General features: G+C 43.9%; 19 protein-coding genes. 5 read left to right on the forward strand and 14 right to left on the reverse strand.

All coding sequences use genetic code 11. The features are described 5' to 3' along the window. Positions 1 to 254 precede the first annotated feature (254 nt). Positions 255 to 383 carry a hypothetical protein gene (locus tag F6K46_RS05525; RefSeq protein WP_293054514.1) on the reverse strand — a complete coding sequence of 43 codons (129 nt, stop codon included), beginning with the start codon at positions 381 to 383 and terminating at the stop codon, positions 255 to 257. Between the two features lie 587 nt (positions 384 to 970). On the opposite strand from F6K46_RS05525, the gene glyQ reads away from it, so the two are divergent. Then, complete coding sequence (gene glyQ, locus F6K46_RS05530; protein WP_293054663.1) at positions 971 to 1,849, forward strand: glycine--tRNA ligase subunit alpha; 879 nt, start codon at positions 971 to 973, stop codon at positions 1,847 to 1,849. Positions 1,850 to 1,907: 58 nt separating this feature from the next. Here glyQ and F6K46_RS05535 read toward each other — a convergent pair whose 3' ends face one another. The 4 genes from F6K46_RS05535 to F6K46_RS05550 all read right to left on the reverse strand — a co-directional run bounded on the left by F6K46_RS05535 (position 1,908) and on the right by F6K46_RS05550 (position 4,376). After that, positions 1,908 to 2,273, reverse strand: a complete 366-nt coding sequence (locus F6K46_RS05535; RefSeq protein ID WP_293054517.1) for an FAD-dependent oxidoreductase — start codon at positions 2,271 to 2,273, stop codon at positions 1,908 to 1,910. 21 nt (positions 2,274 to 2,294) lie between these two features. After that, positions 2,295 to 2,879 carry an NAD(P)/FAD-dependent oxidoreductase gene (locus F6K46_RS05540; protein ID WP_293054520.1) on the reverse strand — a complete coding sequence of 195 codons (585 nt, stop codon included), beginning with the start codon at positions 2,877 to 2,879 and terminating at the stop codon, positions 2,295 to 2,297. A gap of 294 nt (positions 2,880 to 3,173) precedes the next feature. Next, complete coding sequence (locus F6K46_RS05545; protein WP_293054524.1) at positions 3,174 to 3,827, reverse strand: cupin domain-containing protein; 654 nt, start codon at positions 3,825 to 3,827, stop codon at positions 3,174 to 3,176. A gap of 81 nt (positions 3,828 to 3,908) precedes the next feature. Next, a complete protein-coding gene (locus F6K46_RS05550; RefSeq protein ID WP_293054528.1) occupies positions 3,909 to 4,376 on the reverse strand; it encodes a pyridoxamine 5'-phosphate oxidase family protein in 468 nt (155 codons plus the stop codon). Between the two features lie 929 nt (positions 4,377 to 5,305). On the opposite strand from F6K46_RS05550, the gene F6K46_RS05555 reads away from it, so the two are divergent. Next, a complete protein-coding gene (locus F6K46_RS05555) occupies positions 5,306 to 5,827 on the forward strand; it encodes a TetR/AcrR family transcriptional regulator (RefSeq protein ID WP_293054531.1) in 522 nt (173 codons plus the stop codon). Between the two features lie 161 nt (positions 5,828 to 5,988). Here F6K46_RS05555 and F6K46_RS05560 read toward each other — a convergent pair whose 3' ends face one another. The 6 genes from F6K46_RS05560 to F6K46_RS05585 form a co-directional block, all read right to left on the reverse strand. Continuing rightward, positions 5,989 to 6,591, reverse strand: coding sequence for a hypothetical protein (locus F6K46_RS05560; protein ID WP_293054534.1), 603 nt, complete (start codon positions 6,589 to 6,591; stop codon positions 5,989 to 5,991). A gap of 273 nt (positions 6,592 to 6,864) precedes the next feature. Further along, positions 6,865 to 7,203: a hypothetical protein gene (locus F6K46_RS05565; RefSeq protein WP_075900733.1), complete on the reverse strand. Its 339-nt coding sequence runs from the start codon at positions 7,201 to 7,203 to the stop codon at positions 6,865 to 6,867. A gap of 338 nt (positions 7,204 to 7,541) precedes the next feature. After that, positions 7,542 to 7,856 carry a TMEM14 family protein gene (locus F6K46_RS05570; RefSeq protein ID WP_293054539.1) on the reverse strand — a complete coding sequence of 105 codons (315 nt, stop codon included), beginning with the start codon at positions 7,854 to 7,856 and terminating at the stop codon, positions 7,542 to 7,544. 191 nt (positions 7,857 to 8,047) lie between these two features. Further along, positions 8,048 to 8,173, reverse strand: a complete 126-nt coding sequence (locus tag F6K46_RS05575) for a hypothetical protein (RefSeq protein ID WP_293054541.1) — start codon at positions 8,171 to 8,173, stop codon at positions 8,048 to 8,050. Between the two features lie 38 nt (positions 8,174 to 8,211). Next, entirely contained in the window at positions 8,212 to 9,930 is a 1,719-nt protein-coding gene (gene ureC, locus F6K46_RS05580) for an urease subunit alpha (protein ID WP_293054543.1), read from the reverse strand. A 158-nt stretch (positions 9,931 to 10,088) separates the two neighbouring features. Then, positions 10,089 to 10,406, reverse strand: a complete 318-nt coding sequence (locus F6K46_RS05585; RefSeq protein WP_075900721.1) for an urease subunit beta — start codon at positions 10,404 to 10,406, stop codon at positions 10,089 to 10,091. Positions 10,407 to 11,117: 711 nt separating this feature from the next. Between F6K46_RS05585 and F6K46_RS05590 the strand changes: the two genes are divergently transcribed. Then, entirely contained in the window at positions 11,118 to 11,405 is a 288-nt protein-coding gene (locus F6K46_RS05590; RefSeq protein ID WP_293054547.1) for a hypothetical protein, read from the forward strand. Between the two features lie 61 nt (positions 11,406 to 11,466). Here F6K46_RS05590 and ureA read toward each other — a convergent pair whose 3' ends face one another. The 3 genes from ureA to F6K46_RS05605 all read right to left on the reverse strand — a co-directional run bounded on the left by ureA (position 11,467) and on the right by F6K46_RS05605 (position 14,776). Further along, entirely contained in the window at positions 11,467 to 11,769 is a 303-nt protein-coding gene (gene ureA, locus F6K46_RS05595) for an urease subunit gamma (protein WP_008179425.1), read from the reverse strand. A gap of 33 nt (positions 11,770 to 11,802) precedes the next feature. After that, on the reverse strand, positions 11,803 to 12,795 hold the full coding sequence (locus tag F6K46_RS05600; RefSeq protein ID WP_293054550.1) for an urease accessory protein UreD: 993 nt from the start codon (positions 12,793 to 12,795) through the stop codon (positions 11,803 to 11,805). A 385-nt stretch (positions 12,796 to 13,180) separates the two neighbouring features. Beyond that, positions 13,181 to 14,776, reverse strand: a complete 1,596-nt coding sequence (locus F6K46_RS05605) for an OmpA family protein (protein ID WP_293054553.1) — start codon at positions 14,774 to 14,776, stop codon at positions 13,181 to 13,183. A 746-nt stretch (positions 14,777 to 15,522) separates the two neighbouring features. On the opposite strand from F6K46_RS05605, the gene F6K46_RS05610 reads away from it, so the two are divergent. Together F6K46_RS05610 and F6K46_RS05615 are read left to right on the forward strand one after the other, a co-directional pair. Then, positions 15,523 to 16,557 carry a hypothetical protein gene (locus F6K46_RS05610; protein ID WP_070391830.1) on the forward strand — a complete coding sequence of 345 codons (1,035 nt, stop codon included), beginning with the start codon at positions 15,523 to 15,525 and terminating at the stop codon, positions 16,555 to 16,557. A gap of 331 nt (positions 16,558 to 16,888) precedes the next feature. Beyond that, on the forward strand, positions 16,889 to 19,249 hold the full coding sequence (locus F6K46_RS05615; RefSeq protein ID WP_293054558.1) for an AMP-binding protein: 2,361 nt from the start codon (positions 16,889 to 16,891) through the stop codon (positions 19,247 to 19,249).

A 19,249-nucleotide genomic window follows, 5' to 3' on the forward strand; every position in this document is an offset into this window, starting at 1 on the left:
AGCGACCGTATATTGGCTCTCAAACTATAGATTTTTCTTGGTTCGGGGCGGTGCGGTGCGCTTGGCTTTCCTCATCGCCATTTACTAATGTAAAGGGTAAAAAAGCGTTTGTCAACCTAAACCCGAAACTTTTTTGGGGATAAATCCTTGAAGCCTAGATATGGCAAGGGTTATGGAATTTAAAAAAAAGTTTTTTGACTCCATTTCGGAGGTCTGATCACGGGAAGAGGGTGAAGCTTACGGAGGTAGGTTCGTTAGAGTTGGGTCGGGAGTCGGGAGTCGGGAGCGGTGCTACCCGTGACGAATTTAATTCGACGAGTGTAAGCGCACGCCCTGGGAGTCGGGAGAATTATTTCGGGAATTCTTGTATATCTTAGATACATACCTGGTGACGGGCTTATCTGTCGATCCTGCCTGTAAGTGCGGATTGGGATAACTGCTCCGATGCTCCTGAGTGAAACGGAAAATTTACCTGGATTTACGGTAATTGTCCAGGATTAATCGGTAAGTAGTGGCTGTTCCCATTCAGAGGCAAGATTAGTGAAGAGCCCTTTGCACTGGCACCATGAAATCCATTGTTGAACAACTTACTAAACTAGCTCTGACAAGGCATTTGCGCCAGAATAAATTATAGGGATGCAGGGTGGTCTTGGGGAGAAAATGGCTTTATTACAGGGTTTAACCCATTAGCAACTGGCCTGGTTTCCACGGGGCTGGAGAGCGATGCAGAGGTGCGACCCGTGGCGAATTTAATTCGCCTACGGAAAGCGCACCTAAGCCTTCACGCGGGGGTTCCCCCCATGAGCGACTGCATCAAGACAGGTGCGTTTACTTATTGTCTCTGTTCGTGCAGCGTCTCCAAAGGAGAAAGGAGAATCACGGCGTGACCCACACAGCCCCTCCCCACTCGCCCTTTGCATCAAGAAATGTCTTGGCCATAAGTTACCGTTACCAAACACTGGAGGTGTCAGTGAATTTTCAATCAGTGATTGCAACATTGAATCAATTCTGGGCAAAACATGGTTGCTTGATTGCCCAGTCCTACGATACAGAGAAAGGAGCAGGGACCATGAGTCCTCATACATTCTTGAGAGCTATTGGTCCAGAACCCTGGTCAGTTGCTTATCTTGAACCATGCCGAAGACCCACCGATGGACGCTACGGCGAAAACCCGAATCGCTACCAGCACTACTACCAATACCAAGTACTGATCAAGCCGTCACTGAATAATATTCAAGACATTTACCTAGATTCCCTCAAAGCTTTAGGGATTTGTCCTGAAGACCATGACATTCGGTTTGTTGAAGACAATTGGGAATCTCCTACCCTGGGGGCTTGGGGAGTTGGCTGGGAAGTCTGGTTAGATGGCATGGAAATTACTCAATTTACCTACTTCCAACAGTGTGGTGGCATTGATTGTCGTCCTGTACCCATTGAGATCACCTATGGTTTGGAACGATTAGCTATGTATCTCCAGGAAGTAGAGGCTTTTACTAAAATCCAGTGGAATGACCAAATTAGCTATGGAGATGTTCACCTTCAGGGAGAAGTTGAACAATGTACTTATAATTTTGAATCCTCTAACCCAGATTTACTGTTCACGCTATTTGGTCTTTATGAGCAAGAGGCAGAACAACTCAGCACACGAGGACTTGTTATGCCTACACTAGACTACGTTCTGAAGTGTTCTCACACTTTCAACTTACTGGACGCTAGGGGTGTGATTTCAGTGACTGAGCGAACTCGTTATATCGGTAGAATTCGCAATCTAGCCAGGCGAGTGGCTCAACTCTATTTGCAACAACGGGAGATGTTAGGGTTCCCGCTCAATAAACAGACCATAGCTTGAATCTAGAACACAAAAAGATGGAAAACACCTCCCGTCTCTATAATAAACCCTATCGGTATTAGGGGTTTTGGGAGCCTGACAGGACACGGATGTCACGCCAAATTTGAGTAGCTGCTAATGCTCCATCGGCAGCAGCAATGACGACCTGATTCAGTCCCACCTTTAAATCACCAATGGCAAAGATACGAGGATGGGAAGTGCGGGCCATCTTATCTGTAACCAGATTGCCTCCCTTCTTCTCCAGATCAAATGTGTCTAGATATTCGGCATGGTATTTGGAGCCCATGGAAATCAAGCCAGCTTCCAACTCAACTACTCGACCATCAGTTAATTCCACTCCAGTCATCTGATGGTCTTCCCCTAAAAATTGCTCAACTGGGGTTTCTATGATTTCATAACCCTGTTGTTGTATTTTTTGTCGCAATTCATCATTTACCTCGAACAATCATTGGGTAAATAAAGTAATTTCAGAAGTAAACCAACCCAGAGGAAAAACTACTTCCGCATTACCTGCAGTGCTAGCAAATACCCCCACCTTTTTATCAGCCATTTCATAACCATCACAAATGAGACAGACATGGAGGTTATAACCTGCGTAATCATAGACATTTCGCATATTTTCTAAGGCTGGCAAATAGTCAATAATGCCACTAGCAGCAATCAGGTATTTAGCCCGAAAGGTATAGTTTTCACTGTTGTTTCGACCGACTTTTACTCGCACAGCAAAGGTCTCACCCTCATCAATTACTTCTTCGACAAAAGCATCTAGTGAATCGCCACCAATAGACAAATAATGCTCTTTACCTTGTCTAAGAACAGAACGACCAGGGGTATCGGGAGGTAAACCCAGGTAGTTGTGGAGTTCCTGCATCCAAAAAGAGCGCGCTTTGCCTTTATCGATAATCAAAGTATTGAGTAAGTAACGCTGAAGATAGATTCCAGCAGAGAGACCTCCTGCGCCACCTCCCACAATAATCGTGTCGTAAATTTTGTCAGTGGATTCTTGAAGATTTTGTTTTTTGAGTTTCATGATATTACCTCTGTAGTGATTTGTAATAAAAGGTATCGTAAGCCGTCAGCGGTCAGTAGTCAGCGGTCAGTAGTCAGTGGTTAGCCGTCAGCTGACGTAACAGAAATTAAGCCAATGCTTACCTATTTGATTCAAAAGCTGTTCCCGTAGCGTGCGCGTAGCACATGAGCTGATAGCTGATAGCTAATAACTGATAGCTGATAGCTGATAGCTGATAGCTGATAGCTGATAGCTGATAGCTGATAGCTGATAGCTGATAGCTGAATACTTAAACTATCAGCATAGAATTTGAGGTTAATTGAGATGTCCTGTCTTGACGTAAATTAAACAACCTTCTTTACTAAAGGGAGTATGAGTACTACCATGAGGATTACGTATCCAAGTTCCTTTAGGATAAGTTCCATGTTCATCTTCAAATACCCCGTCAATTACATAAATTTCTTCTCCACCAAAATGACTATGGTGTTTAAAAACAGTTCCAGGTTCCCATTTCACCAGAGCAACATTCTCTGTATTATGAGTATGTAAGGGCATTACCTGTAATCCTTTAACTAAACCTGGAACCCAAGAGTTGTTAGTTGTATCGATTACTACTCGCTCTTGATCCTCAGGAGACATTTGCCATAGTTTAACCAGAATTGTACAACCTGATTCACTCTTAGGAGTATGGCTTGAACCTACGGGATTGCGGACATAAGTACCAGAAGGATAATCTCCTTTTTCATCAGAAAATATACCATCTAAAACCATAAATTCTTCACCACCACCATGAGTATGAGCAGAAAAGAAACTACCAGTTTCATAGCGAACTAGAGAGGTTGCTCTGGCTACTTCGTCTCCATCCCTTTCCAACATCCGACGCTGTACACCAGCCATAGGAGAATCAACCCAAGGTAGCTCTTCGCTATAGACAACGACTCGCTGACTTATATCTGCATGAATCTGCATGGTAACCTCCTGAAATTATGTTTATTGTTGGAATCTCTAATTATTACTTGAGATTGCTAATAGGATCACCTGTCCGACTACTTATAGCGGTTTTAATTGGGTGAGGTACAGAGTCCTGGGTTTTAGGGAATATTGATTGAGAAGTTGTGGGTTGTTATCAATAACTTGAGCCCTTCCCCAAATCTTTAATCGGCGACGGTGAGCGTAATCCATCAAAAATAGAAAAACGCGATCGCTTTCAGACAAGTTACCGACACTGATATATTGCAGATTTCCTTGAAAATCCACAAAACCCAAGGTTTGATCGTCCAGAACTTTGAGGAATCCTTTGGGCCCTCCACGAAACTGGATGTAAGGCCAACCGTTACTGTTGACGGTACCCATATAGAAACTATCCCGTGCAGCGATAAATTCTGTTTCTTTAGCAGTCAGAGTATCTGCGCTAATGCCTCGTTTGGCGAATTGGTCATAAATTTCCCGAGATCCGTAGCCGGTTTGAGCGTTTTTGACTCCAGGGGTAAAAGCAATATTGGTAAATTGTCGTGCCATCAGAAAGCGATGCAGCGCGGTCTTGGGGAGGCAGCGCGGTCTTGGGGGTCTCCCCCATGAGCGACTGCCGTGGTTTCCCCCATGAGCGACTGCATCAAGAATCCCCTTATTTATCTAGACCGTTTTTTATGTAGACCGGTCTGTATATTATTCTATAAATAGACAGGTCTGTATAAAGTCAAGGATTTTCTGCTATTTTTTTTTAAGTTTTGTTAAGCAGTGCCCAATCGTCAAGGGTAAGGACACTGAGGAGTGGAAAGTGTTAGTCTGAAATATACAGACTTGTCTATTCAAATCTGATTCAGTAACCATGACCAAATTGACTTCATCTCGTAAACCAGTTCGCGATCGCATTTTAGAGAAAGCCTCTGAGCTCTTTTACCAAAAAATCTGGGTCTAAAGCCCCGTCCTTCGCTGGATAGAAACCTTAGATAGTGGAGCCTTAATTACAAATTTTTAACCCTTTTTATCATAACCGGCAAACTATAAAGGCTCCACTATCTTACGGTAACTTTAACGGACGGCTTTTTATTGGAAACCCACAAAAAAAACAATAAAATATTTTCTGGACATACACGAATATTTGTTGTAGAATCAAAATAGATACAGGCTGAAAAACCGTAGGCTGAGCCGGGAGAGAGACCCGTAACTTATAGACCTCAAAGTAGTAATGTCTAGAGGGCAGGGAGAATCCTCTTTAAAAACCCAATCATCAATTAACAGTTGGTGTGTGAACCCAGAAGAATCACTCTTGAAATAAAACGGTACGGTGGGGCACACCGAAACCAAATGAAAGGAAGAGAAACAGACTTAATAAGGCACTTCCAATTAAGTAGTTAAACGCCTAGGGAGAACTGCCCTCTGGGTCTGTGGTGAATTGACTAGGAATTTCGTTTTAACGGATTCTCGGTTTAAGTATTGTCCTGTTTTTGGCGGCGTCATGGATAGGAACACCACGGTTTAAGGCGGTTCGCAGATCTAGGAATCCCCGTTCTTCCTTCGGCGGGGAGTGTCAAAACCACTTCAAATCGAAGGATGCTCTGATTGAAGCATTCCTACGACAACGGGGCGAGTCTTGGCGTGCCTGGTTTATAGAAACTGTTGCCCAAGATAGTTCAGATCCCAAAGAGCGTCTATTAGCAATCTTTGATGTGCTTCAATTATGGTTTGAGGCTCCAGATTTTCGTGGCTGTGCTTTCATTAACGCTACTGTAGAGTTGGCCAAGCCCAATCACCCAGGTTATCAGGCCGCTTTGGAGCACCAACAAGCTGTTTATGCCTATATTCTGGATCTGGCTCAGGCTGCAGGCATTACTGATCCTGAATTATTGGCTCGACAGTTTTTACTGCTTGTGCAAGGCTCAATTGTGGTGGCGATGATGGAGGGAAACTCCATAGCAGCAGCACAAGCAAAAACTGTTGCTTCAGGATTATTAGGGAGAAGGGAATAGGGAGTAGGGAGTAGGGAGTAGGGAGTAGGGAAGAGGGAAATGGGATACTAAGCATTGAGTCGTTATGCGATCGCACTTATTTGTGGAGGGTTGAGGGTCAATAAAAAAAACCGTTGCGTCAATGGTCTAAATTAAATCAAGATCAACTATGAGCTAGTCAACTATCTAGTTGTCATAGCCACCAGCACTCCCAGTAATTCATCCACAGGTGTTAGATAGCGGTCATTAAGATCCACCATAGCCTTGCCTTCTGGTGTCAGAGCCAGGAATCGCCACACTTGTCCCGTCGTAACAGTTCCATATACTGTTCGCTCAGCCATCTCTGGCTCTTTTTGGTTAACCAATCGAGCTGCATACATCGTAGCCAAGCATTGAGGCAGTCCCTCATTAATATTTTCGTTTTTTGCCTCTACCACTACCACCACTGGAGCTTTGATGGTTAACTTATCTGGGTTATCAGTAAGGATGAAATCAAAAAATCCAGTAAGTCCCTGTGCTGGGTCTACATTAAAGTTTTTGCCAGAAAACAGACTAATAGGAGGGTTTATGACTGTAATTTCACTTAAAATAGGAGCGATTAGATATTCAGAGCGAGCTTTTTCAGTATTGATAGCAGTTGCTAGTGGCACAAAGCGTTTGAGAGCTTCCTGAAGAAAGTCACTGGGGGAAATTGGGTCTGCTTGAATCAGGGATGGCACAGGTTCTAGCATATCAATCCCTAGAGAAGCTAGTGTGTCTAGAGATTTAAAATCACTATAAGACATTCACATCTCTCCTCGGTTTTAAACTTGACACTTGTTACTTGTTACTTGTCAAAGGTCAATTTTAAAGTAATACTTAACACTTAACAAGTAATAATAATTCAGCAAAATAATCGATAATTCCTGGAAATAATACCGAATTGTTTGGCTGCTCAAGCTCTTATTTATAGCTAATTAACCTGGATTTATACCTTAAAAATTACTAACTCAGAAACGCAAGGTACTAGACTTGGTGTAGCTTTCGTCCCCCGCCCCAAGCACGGGGGTTTTCAGCTTTCAAGAACTCTTCATAAATATGAAAGAGAAGATGGAAATTAGGACAAAACCAATAACGAGATTCTCGACAGGTAGGGTAGATTGAGGGTTTTCAAGAAAATTGACTGTCGGTCTGACCACATTTTCCAGATTTATGGGATTGTTAAACTGGACTTCTTGGAAATAAGAATAACTAGGTTCATAACTAGGCTCTTGGGGATTGATAAACACTAGAGAAACAGATTGATCCATCGGACTGACTTCGGCTAATTCTTCAAAAACCAACTTACCGGTAACGTTAGCAGTCCTGGCGATGGCTGGACTGGTTGAGTTATAATAGATATCTGTGGTGAGAGACACTTGACTAATAATTAGTACTATTGGTAAGGTTACAGATAAAGCACCGCCTAGGCTATAGGGGTTTCTAGCCCAATCTTAGCATTTATAGATAGGATTTATAGATAGGATTTATACATAAGTCAACTGCGAAGACAGGAAGAAAAATAAGCTCAAAGGAAGTTTAGGGGCTAATACTGTTGGCATTTTGCTCTTCTCAGCACGAGACCGATGTACACAGATACCAAATAGACTCAGATTAGTCGATCGGTTAGCCTATCCGGTATCTGTGTGTAAAAATCCATGGTGTGCTTTTCTGGTTGATCAAATGCATTCAGGGGGGACTATATAAAAGCCTGGTTTTAAGCCATAGCTGGATAAAGCATCACCCCTAGAGAGACCACACCAGCAATGATCATTAGTCCAGCTGGCATGAACTTGCGAGTTTTAGCGAGCCGGATGGCAAAGACAATCACCAGTGCAGCTGCTACGGCTATCCCTAAAGTTTGTGCCCAGGGTTGTCCTTGAAGCTGCATTATTCCAGCAAATATTAGCAATAAACCGCTGATTGTACCAGAAATGAGAGATATTTTGCTTTTGGCTTTAGCATAGCCCATGATTCCCCCGATCAGGGCTAAGATTCCGTATAAGAGTACTGCTGCAATACTTAGATTCATCGTTAAATTTTTTGTCAAACTGAACTAAGTTATACCTCTAGCTCGATACCTCTATGGTCAGTTCAGCAGAAAACTTAACATTAGGGAGATTGGAGTAGGGAGATTGGAGTAGGGAGATTGGAGTAGGGAGATTGGATCTAGTCATTAATCGTAGGGTGGGCAGTGCCTAGCAACGGGATTGGCAAGGTTGGTCAATCGGTCTGATCCACTGCCCAACTGACATTAAATTGGTGAGGTACATTTTTAATTTTAGGCAACAGGCAAAAATAAACAGGCAAAAGGCAACAGGCAACATAAAAAAATATTGTGTACCTCATTAATATAAAAAATGCTCTAGTGATTGACTAGCAACTCATCAAAATAAGAAGTAACGCTGTGCCATAGGTAAAACTGTTGCGGGCTCGCATGTTAATAATTCCCCATCAGCTCTGACTTCATAGGTTTCTGGATTGACCTCAATCTGTGGCAAGGCGTCGTTGAGTTTCATGTCGGTCTTACTCAAGTTGCGGGTGTTGGAAACGGCAACAGCGGATTTTTGTAAGCCAATTTGAGCTGGGATGTCTTGGTCTAAGGCAGCTTGGGAGACAAAGGTAACGGATGTGGCTGCGATCGCACCACCAAAACTCCCAAACATCGGACGCATATGAATCGGCTGGGGTGTGGGAATACTAGCATTGGCATCACCCATTTGGGACCATGCGATCGCACCACCTTTAATCACTATCTCTGGCTTGACTCCAAACATGGCTGGACGCCACAGACACAAATCGGCTAGCTTCCCTTCTGCGATGGAACCAACATAATTAGCAATTCCGTGAGCGATCGCAGGGTTAATCGTATACTTGGCAACGTAACGCTTGGCTCGGAAATTGTCATTTTCCCCAGTTTCCCCAGGAGTAGTGGATAACACTCCCCGTTGCACTTTCATTTTGTGGGCTGTCTGCCAGGTACGGATAATCACTTCACCCACCCGTCCCATGGCTTGAGAATCAGAGGCAATCATACTGAATGCCCCTAAATCATGAAGGATATCCTCAGCAGCAATAGTTTCCCGACGAATCCGGGACTCAGCGAAGGCCACATCTTCAGGAATGCCCCGGTCTAGGTGATGGCACACCATGAGCATATCGAGATGTTCTTCTAGGGTATTAAGGGTATAGGGACGGGTAGGATTGGTAGAAGAGGGCAATACATTAGCTTCACTACACACTTTAATAATATCTGGAGCATGACCTCCCCCTGCTCCTTCGGTGTGGTAGGTGTGAATGACTCGGTTTTTGAAGGCAGCAATGGTATTTTCCACAAACCCGGCTTCATTGAGGGTATCGGTATGAATTGCCACCTGTACATCAAACTGATCCGCCACAGTTAAACAGGTATCAATAGTGGCTGGAGTAGTGCCCCAGTCTTCGTGCAGCTTCAATCCCATGGCACCTGCTATCACTTGTTCCTGTAATCCTTCGGGTTTGGCACTATTGCCTTTCCCTAAAAACCCTAGATTCACAGGAAATGCATCGGCAGCTTGCAGCATCCGGTGAATATTCCAAGCACCAGGAGTACAGGTTGTGGCGTTAGTGCCAGTGGCTGGACCTGTACCACCGCCGATCATAGTAGTGATACCAGATGCGATCGCAGTTTCAATCTGTTGGGGACAAATAAAGTGAATGTGAGCATCAATCCCCCCTGCGGTGAGAATCATTCCTTCCCCAGCAACTGCTTCGGTGCTAGGACCAATAATAATAGTGACATTGTCCTGGATGTAGGGATTTCCGGCTTTGCCAATGTTGACTATTTTCCCGTCTTTAATACCAATATCGGCTTTAACAATACCCCACCAATCCAGGATCAGGGCATTAGTGATCACCAAATCCACAGCACCCTCGGCGCGGGAGATGGGGGATTGTCCCATCCCATCTCTAATCACTTTGCCACCACCGAATTTAACTTCATCACCATAGGTGGTGTAGTCCTGTTCCACTTCGATCACTAGTTCTGTATCAGCCAAGCGGATGCGATCGCCTACAGTAGGACCATAAGTTTCGGCGTAGGCACGACGATCCATACGATAACTCATCAATAACTCCTTGATTGAGGGTAATGGGTAATGGGTAATGGGTAATGGGTAATGGGTAATGGGTAATAGGTAATGGGTAATGGGTAATTTTATCCCCTTGGCAAAACTCTGGGATTACCTCTCGGTAGCGCTTGCTTAAAAAAAATAGTAACTATATATCAACTTGAGCTATCAAGTTGACCATTAATTTTGCCATTGAAGCCGTACACCTGACGGCTACCGACAAGAGTGACTAATTCCACCTCTCGTTCGTCTCCCGGTTCAAAGCGGATAGCGGTGCCAGCTGGAATATTTAAGCGCATGCCTGTAGTAGCTTCCCGGTCAAATTGGAGAGCTTCGTTGACTTCAAAGAAGTGAAAATGAGACCCTACTTGAATAGGGCGATCGCCTGTATTCGCTACCCGTACTCTGATGGTGGCACGACCAGCATTGAGTTCTATTTCCCCTGTTTGGGGAATGATTTCGCCTGGAATCACTAACTAACTCCTTAAACCCTGACTAGCTTTTTATTATCTCGTGAATTAGTTGATTATCTCGTACATTCGATTTTTGTTGGTAGCCTTAATTGACACACTGAAGTAGATGGGGAGTAGAGTTTAGTTTTTTTTTATGTTATTGGCTCTAGGCATCAAGGGTCTAGATTTAATGGCTCTAGGATTCTGACCAGGGTATGAAGCTGCGCGATCTTAGCACAGAAGGTGTCAACTGCTTTTTTTTGTCCCTATTACTTATTAGCTATTACTTATTACTTATTACTTACTACCTATTACCTATGACTATTACCATAGTTTTTTTTCTAGCTTATCTTCTCTTCACACACTCTTTAATCAATTAATCCTGACTTCTCTAGTCTGTTCTGAATAATCGATATAGGTGTTATTTAATTCTTACTTATTAACTCGTTGATGGTTCTATTTCTACAGTTAATGATTCCTTTTTGGTCAACTCTGACATCTTACATGGCTTTTAAAGCTATACTAATGGCCAGAAATTTTATCCTACTTATGGAAAAATTTTGCTTGATCAGCAGCCAGTTATTCAGAAATTTATTTTGGCAACTATTTTCGCAAATTATAGCATTATTAAATTAGTTATGAATATAGTCATGACTACTCTCCCTACTTTTTCAGTTTTCCTGTCTGGTGTTTTATTTTTTTAAAGTTTTTTTTTACCATTGTTTGGTGCTTATGGGACTCCCTTCACTAGTTAAGTTATGGAATATTTTCAAGTTCCAACTGAATGAATCTCAACCCAACAACACAACTATTATTCAATCAGTTGAGCCTCAGTTCCAAGAAATCTTTAATGAACGAATCCAGGTTGTTCAGAACTGTCTTAATACGACTGATGACTGTATCAATAGCCTGAATAACATAGTAGCTCATCAAGGAACTGCACAACTGAGCAATGAGCAAATCAATGACCTAAGAAAGCAACTTTTCCATCTCAAGGAACAACTCTGTCAACTTCTGTAAATCCTGTGATTCTGATGATTTAAGATCAGTTAAAGAGTTATTGATCAAGCGTTTTGTGAGACTAACGAATTGGGTCATGTACAGTAACCAGTTTAGTCCCATCGGGAAAGGTTGCTTCTACCTGGACTTCATTCACCATTTCGGGTACTCCTTCCATCACATCATCCCGGGTCAGCAGGGTAGTGCCGTAACTCATTAAATCAGCTACTGGACGTCCTTCCCTAGCACCTTCCAAAATTTCCGCAGAAATATAGGCAACGGCTTCTGGGTAATTTAGCTTCAACCCCTTTTCCTTGCGCCGTTCTGCCAATAAGGCGGCAGTAAAAATTAGTAATTTATCCTTTTCTTGGGGTGTCAGTTGCATTGTTTGATCCTTTGGTTAGTAGCAATTTTGATATTACAACGGCCAAACTCGTGGCTTAATAATAGGACGCCCGAATAGATTAACACGCAACAGTTGCCAAACCTCTGTAAACCAGTGTCTCACCTCCTCAGTCGAAGCACCACGATAGCGGCATAATAATCCTGACATCAGCTGAGTTACGCCAGCTTCCCCCACATACTCCCTAGCACTCCAAAGTTCCCTGGCTTGTTCGAGAATCTCAGATGATACCGGTTCCCCTACCAAAGCTAATGTTCCTACCACTGGTTGTCCCGCTAAACCATAAGGACTAGAGAAGGTGGCTTCGCTAGCTGGTAACCATTGTCGGTCAATCCAGGTTGGATGTCCTTGCTGCCAAACTTCCGTATGCGATCGCCAATTTCCCTCCACAAACCTTTCTCCTCTTGCACTGCGTCCAAATCGAGTAATTTCCCAGCCTAACCAACTGGCTCCCGGCGCTAATTCTACCCGCAAATCCTGCCGATAAACTGCACCATTGAATACAATCGTTTCCTGGGGCAACCATTCCAAACAAGCACCAGTCTCTACTTGGAGCCGGATGATTTGTCTAGTTTCTGGCTTTTTTAAACTAGCGCTATAGTTTACTTGATTAGCGCTAGATATATTTTTTCTAGGTTCTGGTTTGTTTAGACTACCGCTAAGCTTTTCATTATTAGTGCTATAGTTTATCAGCCTAGCGCTAGAACTGCCCCTACCATAAGCTTTACTAGCAGCAGCAGTGGTGATTAAAGCATGAGTCCCAGATTCCAGCTGGATATCTTGAGACAACTTGTCCCCTGCTACCATTCCTCCAGCGGTATGAAGTACCACACTGTGACAAACCTCTAGCCCTTCTGGATAAAAGGGTCGCTGTACCTTCAAGGGAGCTTTGGCGTAGGTGTGAATAGGTTGAGTTTGTCCCTGGCAATAGGCAAACCGTAATTCAAGGCTGCCATGCCATCGAGATTGATCACTATCTGTCGGTTGTGGTTGAGAAAGTTGATTCACCAATAGTTAAAGGGCAATGTAAGGTAATTGACCGGGTCGCTTGGGCCTTGCTCAATATCGGAATCATATCAAGTATAGTTGAGCCAGTTACCGATGTAAGCTATCAGCTATCAGCTATCAGCTATCAGCTATAAACTTTGGCATTTGGCCACGCTACTTGAAGTGCTTATGCCCATAGCACACCCTACTTGAGGTGATTTTGAATAAAACAGGTAAGCATTAGTTTAATTTCTGTTATGTCTGCTGTCAGGACTTGATAAAGCTGACTGCTGACAGCTGACGGCACCTCAAGTAGCATCTCAAGTAGCGCATATGCTTACTTACAAATTACCGATTACCAATCACCCTGGGCTATTCCACAATTGGGCAACGCCTTGATCTGTGATTAGTTTGGCACCGATTCAATCGGTGCCAAACTAATCACAGTACGTTGGTTAACCGGAGAAGTCGGGTCAGTACCAGGTTGGGGTTCAGAGAAACCTAATCCTTCCACAACGAATTGATGGGAGGGATACTTGCTTTTTAGATAGTTCACTACCTCTTGAGCCCTGGCTTGAGAGAGTTTCTGGTTAGATTCAGGATTGCCAGTACGGGAGGTATGACCTTGCACCTTGACAACTACACTACTGGGGCGAAATTTCTGAATTGCCTCTGCCAAATCATTGAGCTTTTGCTGCTCCTGGGGACTTAATTGAAACGAAGCCTTGGCAAACTTGACTTCACCTAAAACTTCTAAGTTAGTTAGGGGCTGGGGGTTTTGTCCCTCTGCCTCAGCCACTTGAGTGTCTGTAGAGTCAGATTTTTGTTCTGGTTGCGATTCCTTGGCTTTATCATCTGCCTCAGCCACTTGAGTGGCGCTAGAGTCAGGTTTTTGTTCTGGTTGAGCAACGGTTTTTTCCGGTTGAGCAACGGTTTTTTCCGGTTGTGATCCCTGAGCTTGATCGACTTCAGTGTTAGAGGAATCCTCAGATTGAGCCGCAACTTCTGGCTTTTCCTCAGCTTTTCCTGGAACTGAAGCCTGAGTATTATTATCTGCCTCAGCTACTTGAGTGGCGGTAGAGTCAGGTTTTTGTTCTGCTTCAAGAACGGTTTTTTCCGGTTGTGATTCCTGAGCTGTATCGGCTTCAGTAGAATCAGCTACCTGAGGTTGAGCCGCAACTTCCGGCGGATTCTGATCAGTGGGAGGGGTTGTAGCTATACTTTGCTCAGCTGTTGGGGGCAGATAGTTAGCGGTAAACAGTTCTGTGGTATTAACAGGAACATCTTTTGCCTTACCGGAAGCTGCCAACACTCCCGCAGTTTCCCCTATTCTTGTTGCCAAAGTTCCTGATTTCATCCAATCTTTCGCCTCAGTTGCTGTAAAAAACTGCATCCCCTTACCGGCAGTTTCCCCATCCCTGAGATTACCTTTCTCTACCTGGTCGTAGTATGTTTCTACAAAATCTTGTATCTCTTTGGGATTGGATTTCAGGATACGCTCAGAGGCCACTACTACATCTAAGTTGGGTTGAGTACCATCTGTTTTATCTGTTCGGTTCAACAGAGCAACGATTTTGCCGTTAGGCTTGTGAGTCAGGAATTGCTCTAAGCTAGTGCCAATTAGATCAGCTTGTTCCTGACCGAGAGCTGCTGCACGAGCTTCCTGGTCTGACTCTTGAGCATAATTGAAACCAATCCCCCGCTTAACCAGAGCGTCTCGGAAGTTAGCACTACTGAGGATTGAATAACCACGGTCGGTATCCCCTAATCCCTCAAGGTTAAGGTTTGTTTGAGCATCAGCATTCTGGCTTGCATTCTCTGTTGTAGTAGAAGATGTAGTAGAAGAGTTGACATCTTCTATAGGTGGATTACTAATACGGTTCAATTGCAAGGAGCGAGAGTTAGAGCTAGTTACCCACCAGGCAGCACCAATCAGTAAAGCAAATCCTAATGCCAAGCTTCCTGGGATTAATTTATTGTCGGTAGTTTTCTTTTGAGTCATCTTGATGCACCTGTGATTATTTTGCTATGTTGGCTATAATTTACCACCTTTGTTACCGATTATCTCAGGCTTAATAAAAGTACATGTAGCTGAGGGTATTTTGTACTTGGTTTTAGGGAGTAGGAAGTAGGGAGTAGGGAGTAGGGAGTAGGGAGTAGGGAGTAGGAATTAGGGATTAGGGATTAGGAAATAAGAAAAAAATTAGATTTACCTAAGGCTTACTACGGAAAGCTTTACTAGCCTTATTTTTTATTATATATATGTTGCTATAGAGGTTAAATCTTGGTTTTTATTAAACGATTAATGGATAAAATATATGCCATTTAAAATATTTAATTATCAGTGTATAATAAATCTGAATATTTTAAGCTATTTTAAAACTAAAATAATGTAATATTTTTAATTACTTAAAAAATAAAAAGTTACCCAAAAAACTAATAATTAGTAAGGATTATAATCAACTTTTTCCCAGGCTTGAGAAATCCAGTTATGGCGTCAATTTTTTCGTGATTAAGTAGCCTAGAAGATTCCAGACTAGTTGTGCGATCGCATTAAATGCCATTCATAGGTTTACGGTCACATCTGAGTCTCAAAAGCAACCAAACTAATGACTAACGACTAATAACCTATACATCTGGTGCATGATGCCAGATAATAAAGTCACACTAATCTAGGGGTAGCGTGCAGTTTTATAATTTGGAAACCGTGCAATAATCGTGTTTACCGTGACTGGATAATCTTTCCCTATGGTGCAAGTGCCTGACTCTACCGCCGAACTCGCTGCCCTGCTCAACGAACCCATGGATCTGGATTTCCAACTCCCGGACCCAGAGGATGAAGAAATTCAGGAAACCGACTTTGAACAGCTAGTGGATCACGCTTGGCGAGTATGCGATCGCTTTGACCTACAGACCGATATCTGGCGGGGACGGATTTTACGAGTAGTAAGAGACCGGGAGAAAAAAGGCGGTGAAGGACGGGGAGCTGGATTTTTAAATTGGCTCAAAAGTCGGGAAATCGGCAAAAGTCAGGCTTACTCCCTAATTGAACTGGCTAACAGTGCCGATACTCTGTTAATCGAGGGTCAGCTTAGTCATGATGCTATTAATAACTTCAGTAAACGGGCATTTGTGGAAACAGCTAAGTCGGCTCCGGAAGTTCAGCAAATGGTGACAGAACTAGCTCAACAAGGCGATCGCATCACTCGCCGGGAGGTCAAACAGATGTCTGATCAATGGACTGCCATGTCCTCAGAATTACTACCAGAGGAAGTTAAAGAAAAATCCGCTGAAGGGGGTCTCCCATCCAGTTACCTGGCCCCATTGGTCAAAGAGATGGAAAAGCTGCCAGAAATTCACCTGATTCCATTACAAGAAGCAATTGCTACTAACCCAGATGTTGACACAGTTAAACATGTGACCTCAGATGCCCGTTGCTTAGCCAAGTATTTAGATGCATCTGCCCAAGTCCAAGCTATCAATCACACATCCTTGGATATGGAACTAGCTTTAGATGAAGCGCTACGGCTTGATTGTTTAAACACTGCTGCTGATTTAGTGAAACAAGCCTTGGCACTAGAACAAGTTGTTGGCAAACTCTATACCACCTGGAAGCGTTTAGGTAGTCTGTCAGACCGATTGTATGTGGATACCGGGTCAAGTACTCCCCACTTGCGATTGCTGCTGACCTGTATGGATCGTCTAGCGGGTGACGTGATTGAAGTTCCTTTGGACGAGAGTGGAGAGCAGCTGATTCGGCTGAAAGTAATGACTGAAACGTAAGCATTCAGCAATCAGCTTTGTGGCACAGGCTTAATGCCTGTGACTTAAGTCAGATTAAACGTTCCCGTAGCGTGGCCTTTGGCCTTAGCTTACCTCTTGTATTCAAAATCACCTCAAGTAGAGTGGCCACAGGTCTTTGGCTGAATGCTGATAGCTGAATGCTGATAGCTTACGACTAATGACTAAGGGGGAATTGGGAATTAATCACCTATTGGCCAATAATGCCCATCTTAATGGATAATAAACGATTGTTGTAGTCTAGAAAAAGGCTGATAAATCTATCGATCAGGGGATGGGCGACGATTTGGCTGTGAAAATAAGGCGTGCAGGCATGAAAGACAGTTTAGATGACATGAGCGAGAATATACCAAAATTTTCTACCTTAGTAGACCTGCTACGTTACCGAGCAACACACCAGCCGGATCAGATAATCTATACATTTTTACTGAACGGGGAAACCCCAGACCGCTACCTAACCCATCAACAGTTAGACAACCACGCCCAAGCGATCGCATCGGAGCTTCTACACCAAAACGCAAAAGGGGAGCGAGCTTTGCTACTCTATCCACCCGGTTTAGAGTTTATCACAGCTTTCTTCGGCTGTTTGTATGCGGGAGTGTTAGCCGTTCCCGCTTATCCCCCCCGCTCCAATCAAAATTTGTCCAGGCTAGAGGCAATTGTGGCAGATGCTCAGGCCAAATTTGCCCTCACTACTACCCCTCTATTAGAGAAAATAGAGACTCAGCTAGCTGAAAATCCCGCCAACAATCAACTGAAGTGGCTGGCAACTGACAATCTGCCTACGCACCACGAATCAGATTGGCAGCACCCGGACTCTACACAGAATACTTTGGCTTTTCTACAGTACACCTCTGGCTCAACGGGTAAACCCAAAGGAGTAATGGTTAGCCACGGGAATTTGTTATATAACTCAGCTTTGATCAATCAGTGTTTCCAAGATACACCCCAAAGCAGAGGATTGTCTTGGTTACCCGCTTACCATGATATGGGACTGATTGGTGGCATCCTACAACCCCTTTATGTTGGTCTTCCCATCATCCTGATGGCTCCAGTAGATTTCCTCCGCAAGCCTTACCGCTGGCTAAAGGCAATTTCCAAATACCAGGTGACTACCAGTGGTGCTCCGAATTTTGCCTATGAGCTGTGTGTGCAGAAAATTACGGCTAAGCAATTAGAAGCCCTAGACCTGAGCAGCTGGCAAATGGCCTTTACCGGTGCTGAGCCAGTTAGAGCCTCAACATTAGAGCGATTTGCTCAAAAATTTGCCCCTTTTGGTTTCCGTCGGGAAGCATTTTACCCCTGTTATGGCATGGCAGAAACCACATTATTAGTAACTGGAGGCTTGAAAGACCAACCTCCAGTGGTAAGGGAATTTGAAGGGCAAGCTCTTGAACAAAATCGAGTGGTTCCCCTGCCAGAAAATCGTCTCAATCAGTCTAATGGTCAGTCTAATGGTCAGTCTAATGGTAATGTGGCGACTCGAATCCTGGTCGGGTGTGGGCGGACTTGGTTAAATGAAAAAATTGCGATCGCATGCCCCCAATCCCTTACCCAGGTTGAAGCAGGTGCTGTCGGAGAGATTTGGGTAAAAGGTCCAAGTGTTGCTCAAGGCTATTGGAATCAACCAGAGGTGACGGAAAAAACCTTTAATGCTTATCTAGCTGATACTGGTTCAGGGCCATGGCTGCGTACTGGTGATTTAGGATTTATCCAGGATGGTGAGTTGTTTGTAACAGGTCGTCTGAAGGATTTAATTATTATTCGGGGTCGCAACCATTATCCCCAAGATATAGAATTGACGGCGGAAAAGAGTCATCCAGCTCTTCGCCCTGCCTATGGCGCAGCTTTTTCTGTGGAAGTCGAACAGGCTGAGCAATTGGTGATTGTCCAAGAAGTCTCCAGGAATTACCTTCGGAAACTAGATGTAGATGAAGTGGTTGAAGCAATCCGCAGTGCAGTCTCCCAAGAGTACCAGCTTCAAGTTTATGCTGTGTTATTGCTCAAGACCAATAGTATTCCCAAGACATCCAGTGGCAAAGTACAGCGCCATGCTTGTCGAGCTGGATTTCTAAACAATACCTTGACAGTTGTAGGGCAATCGAGGTTGGGGCAACACCCAACCATTGCCCCAACCAAACCAGAAAAAGAACCCACTACTAATACTATCGGCAAAGGGCAAACCCGGCATACACTTCAAAAGTGGATAGTAAATTGGCTAGCGCGAGAAACAAAACTGCCTGCCGGGTCTATTAACATCAGCAAGTCTTTTGCTGATTATGGTCTAGATTCAGTAACAGCAGTCGAATTAGCTGATGATCTCGAAGAATGGTTAGGGGTGCCTCTGTCTCCGACACTGGCGTATGATTATCCCAATATCGAGTCCCTTGCCCAATATCTGGCTCAAGAAAGTCAAAAAAGCAACTCAAACCAGGAGGACAGCCCAAGAAAAATCGAACCGAGAGTTTTGAGTGCAGGTACTGAGATGCAACAATTATGGGAGGCACAGTTCCAGAATCTGGATCGGTTCACCTCGACACCCTTTTATCGTTCACCGGTGACGGTTCAATCGATTTCCTCCAGTGGTGATCAAGAGGTAGACCAACTCTTAGCTGAGTTGGAAATGCTCTCAGAAGCACAAATCCAAGAAATTCTGGGAAAACCCATCAAATAG

It is taken from the genome of Moorena sp. SIO3E8 (assembly GCF_010692445.1).
Lineage (GTDB): Bacteria > Cyanobacteriota > Cyanobacteriia > Cyanobacteriales > Coleofasciculaceae > Moorena > Moorena bouillonii.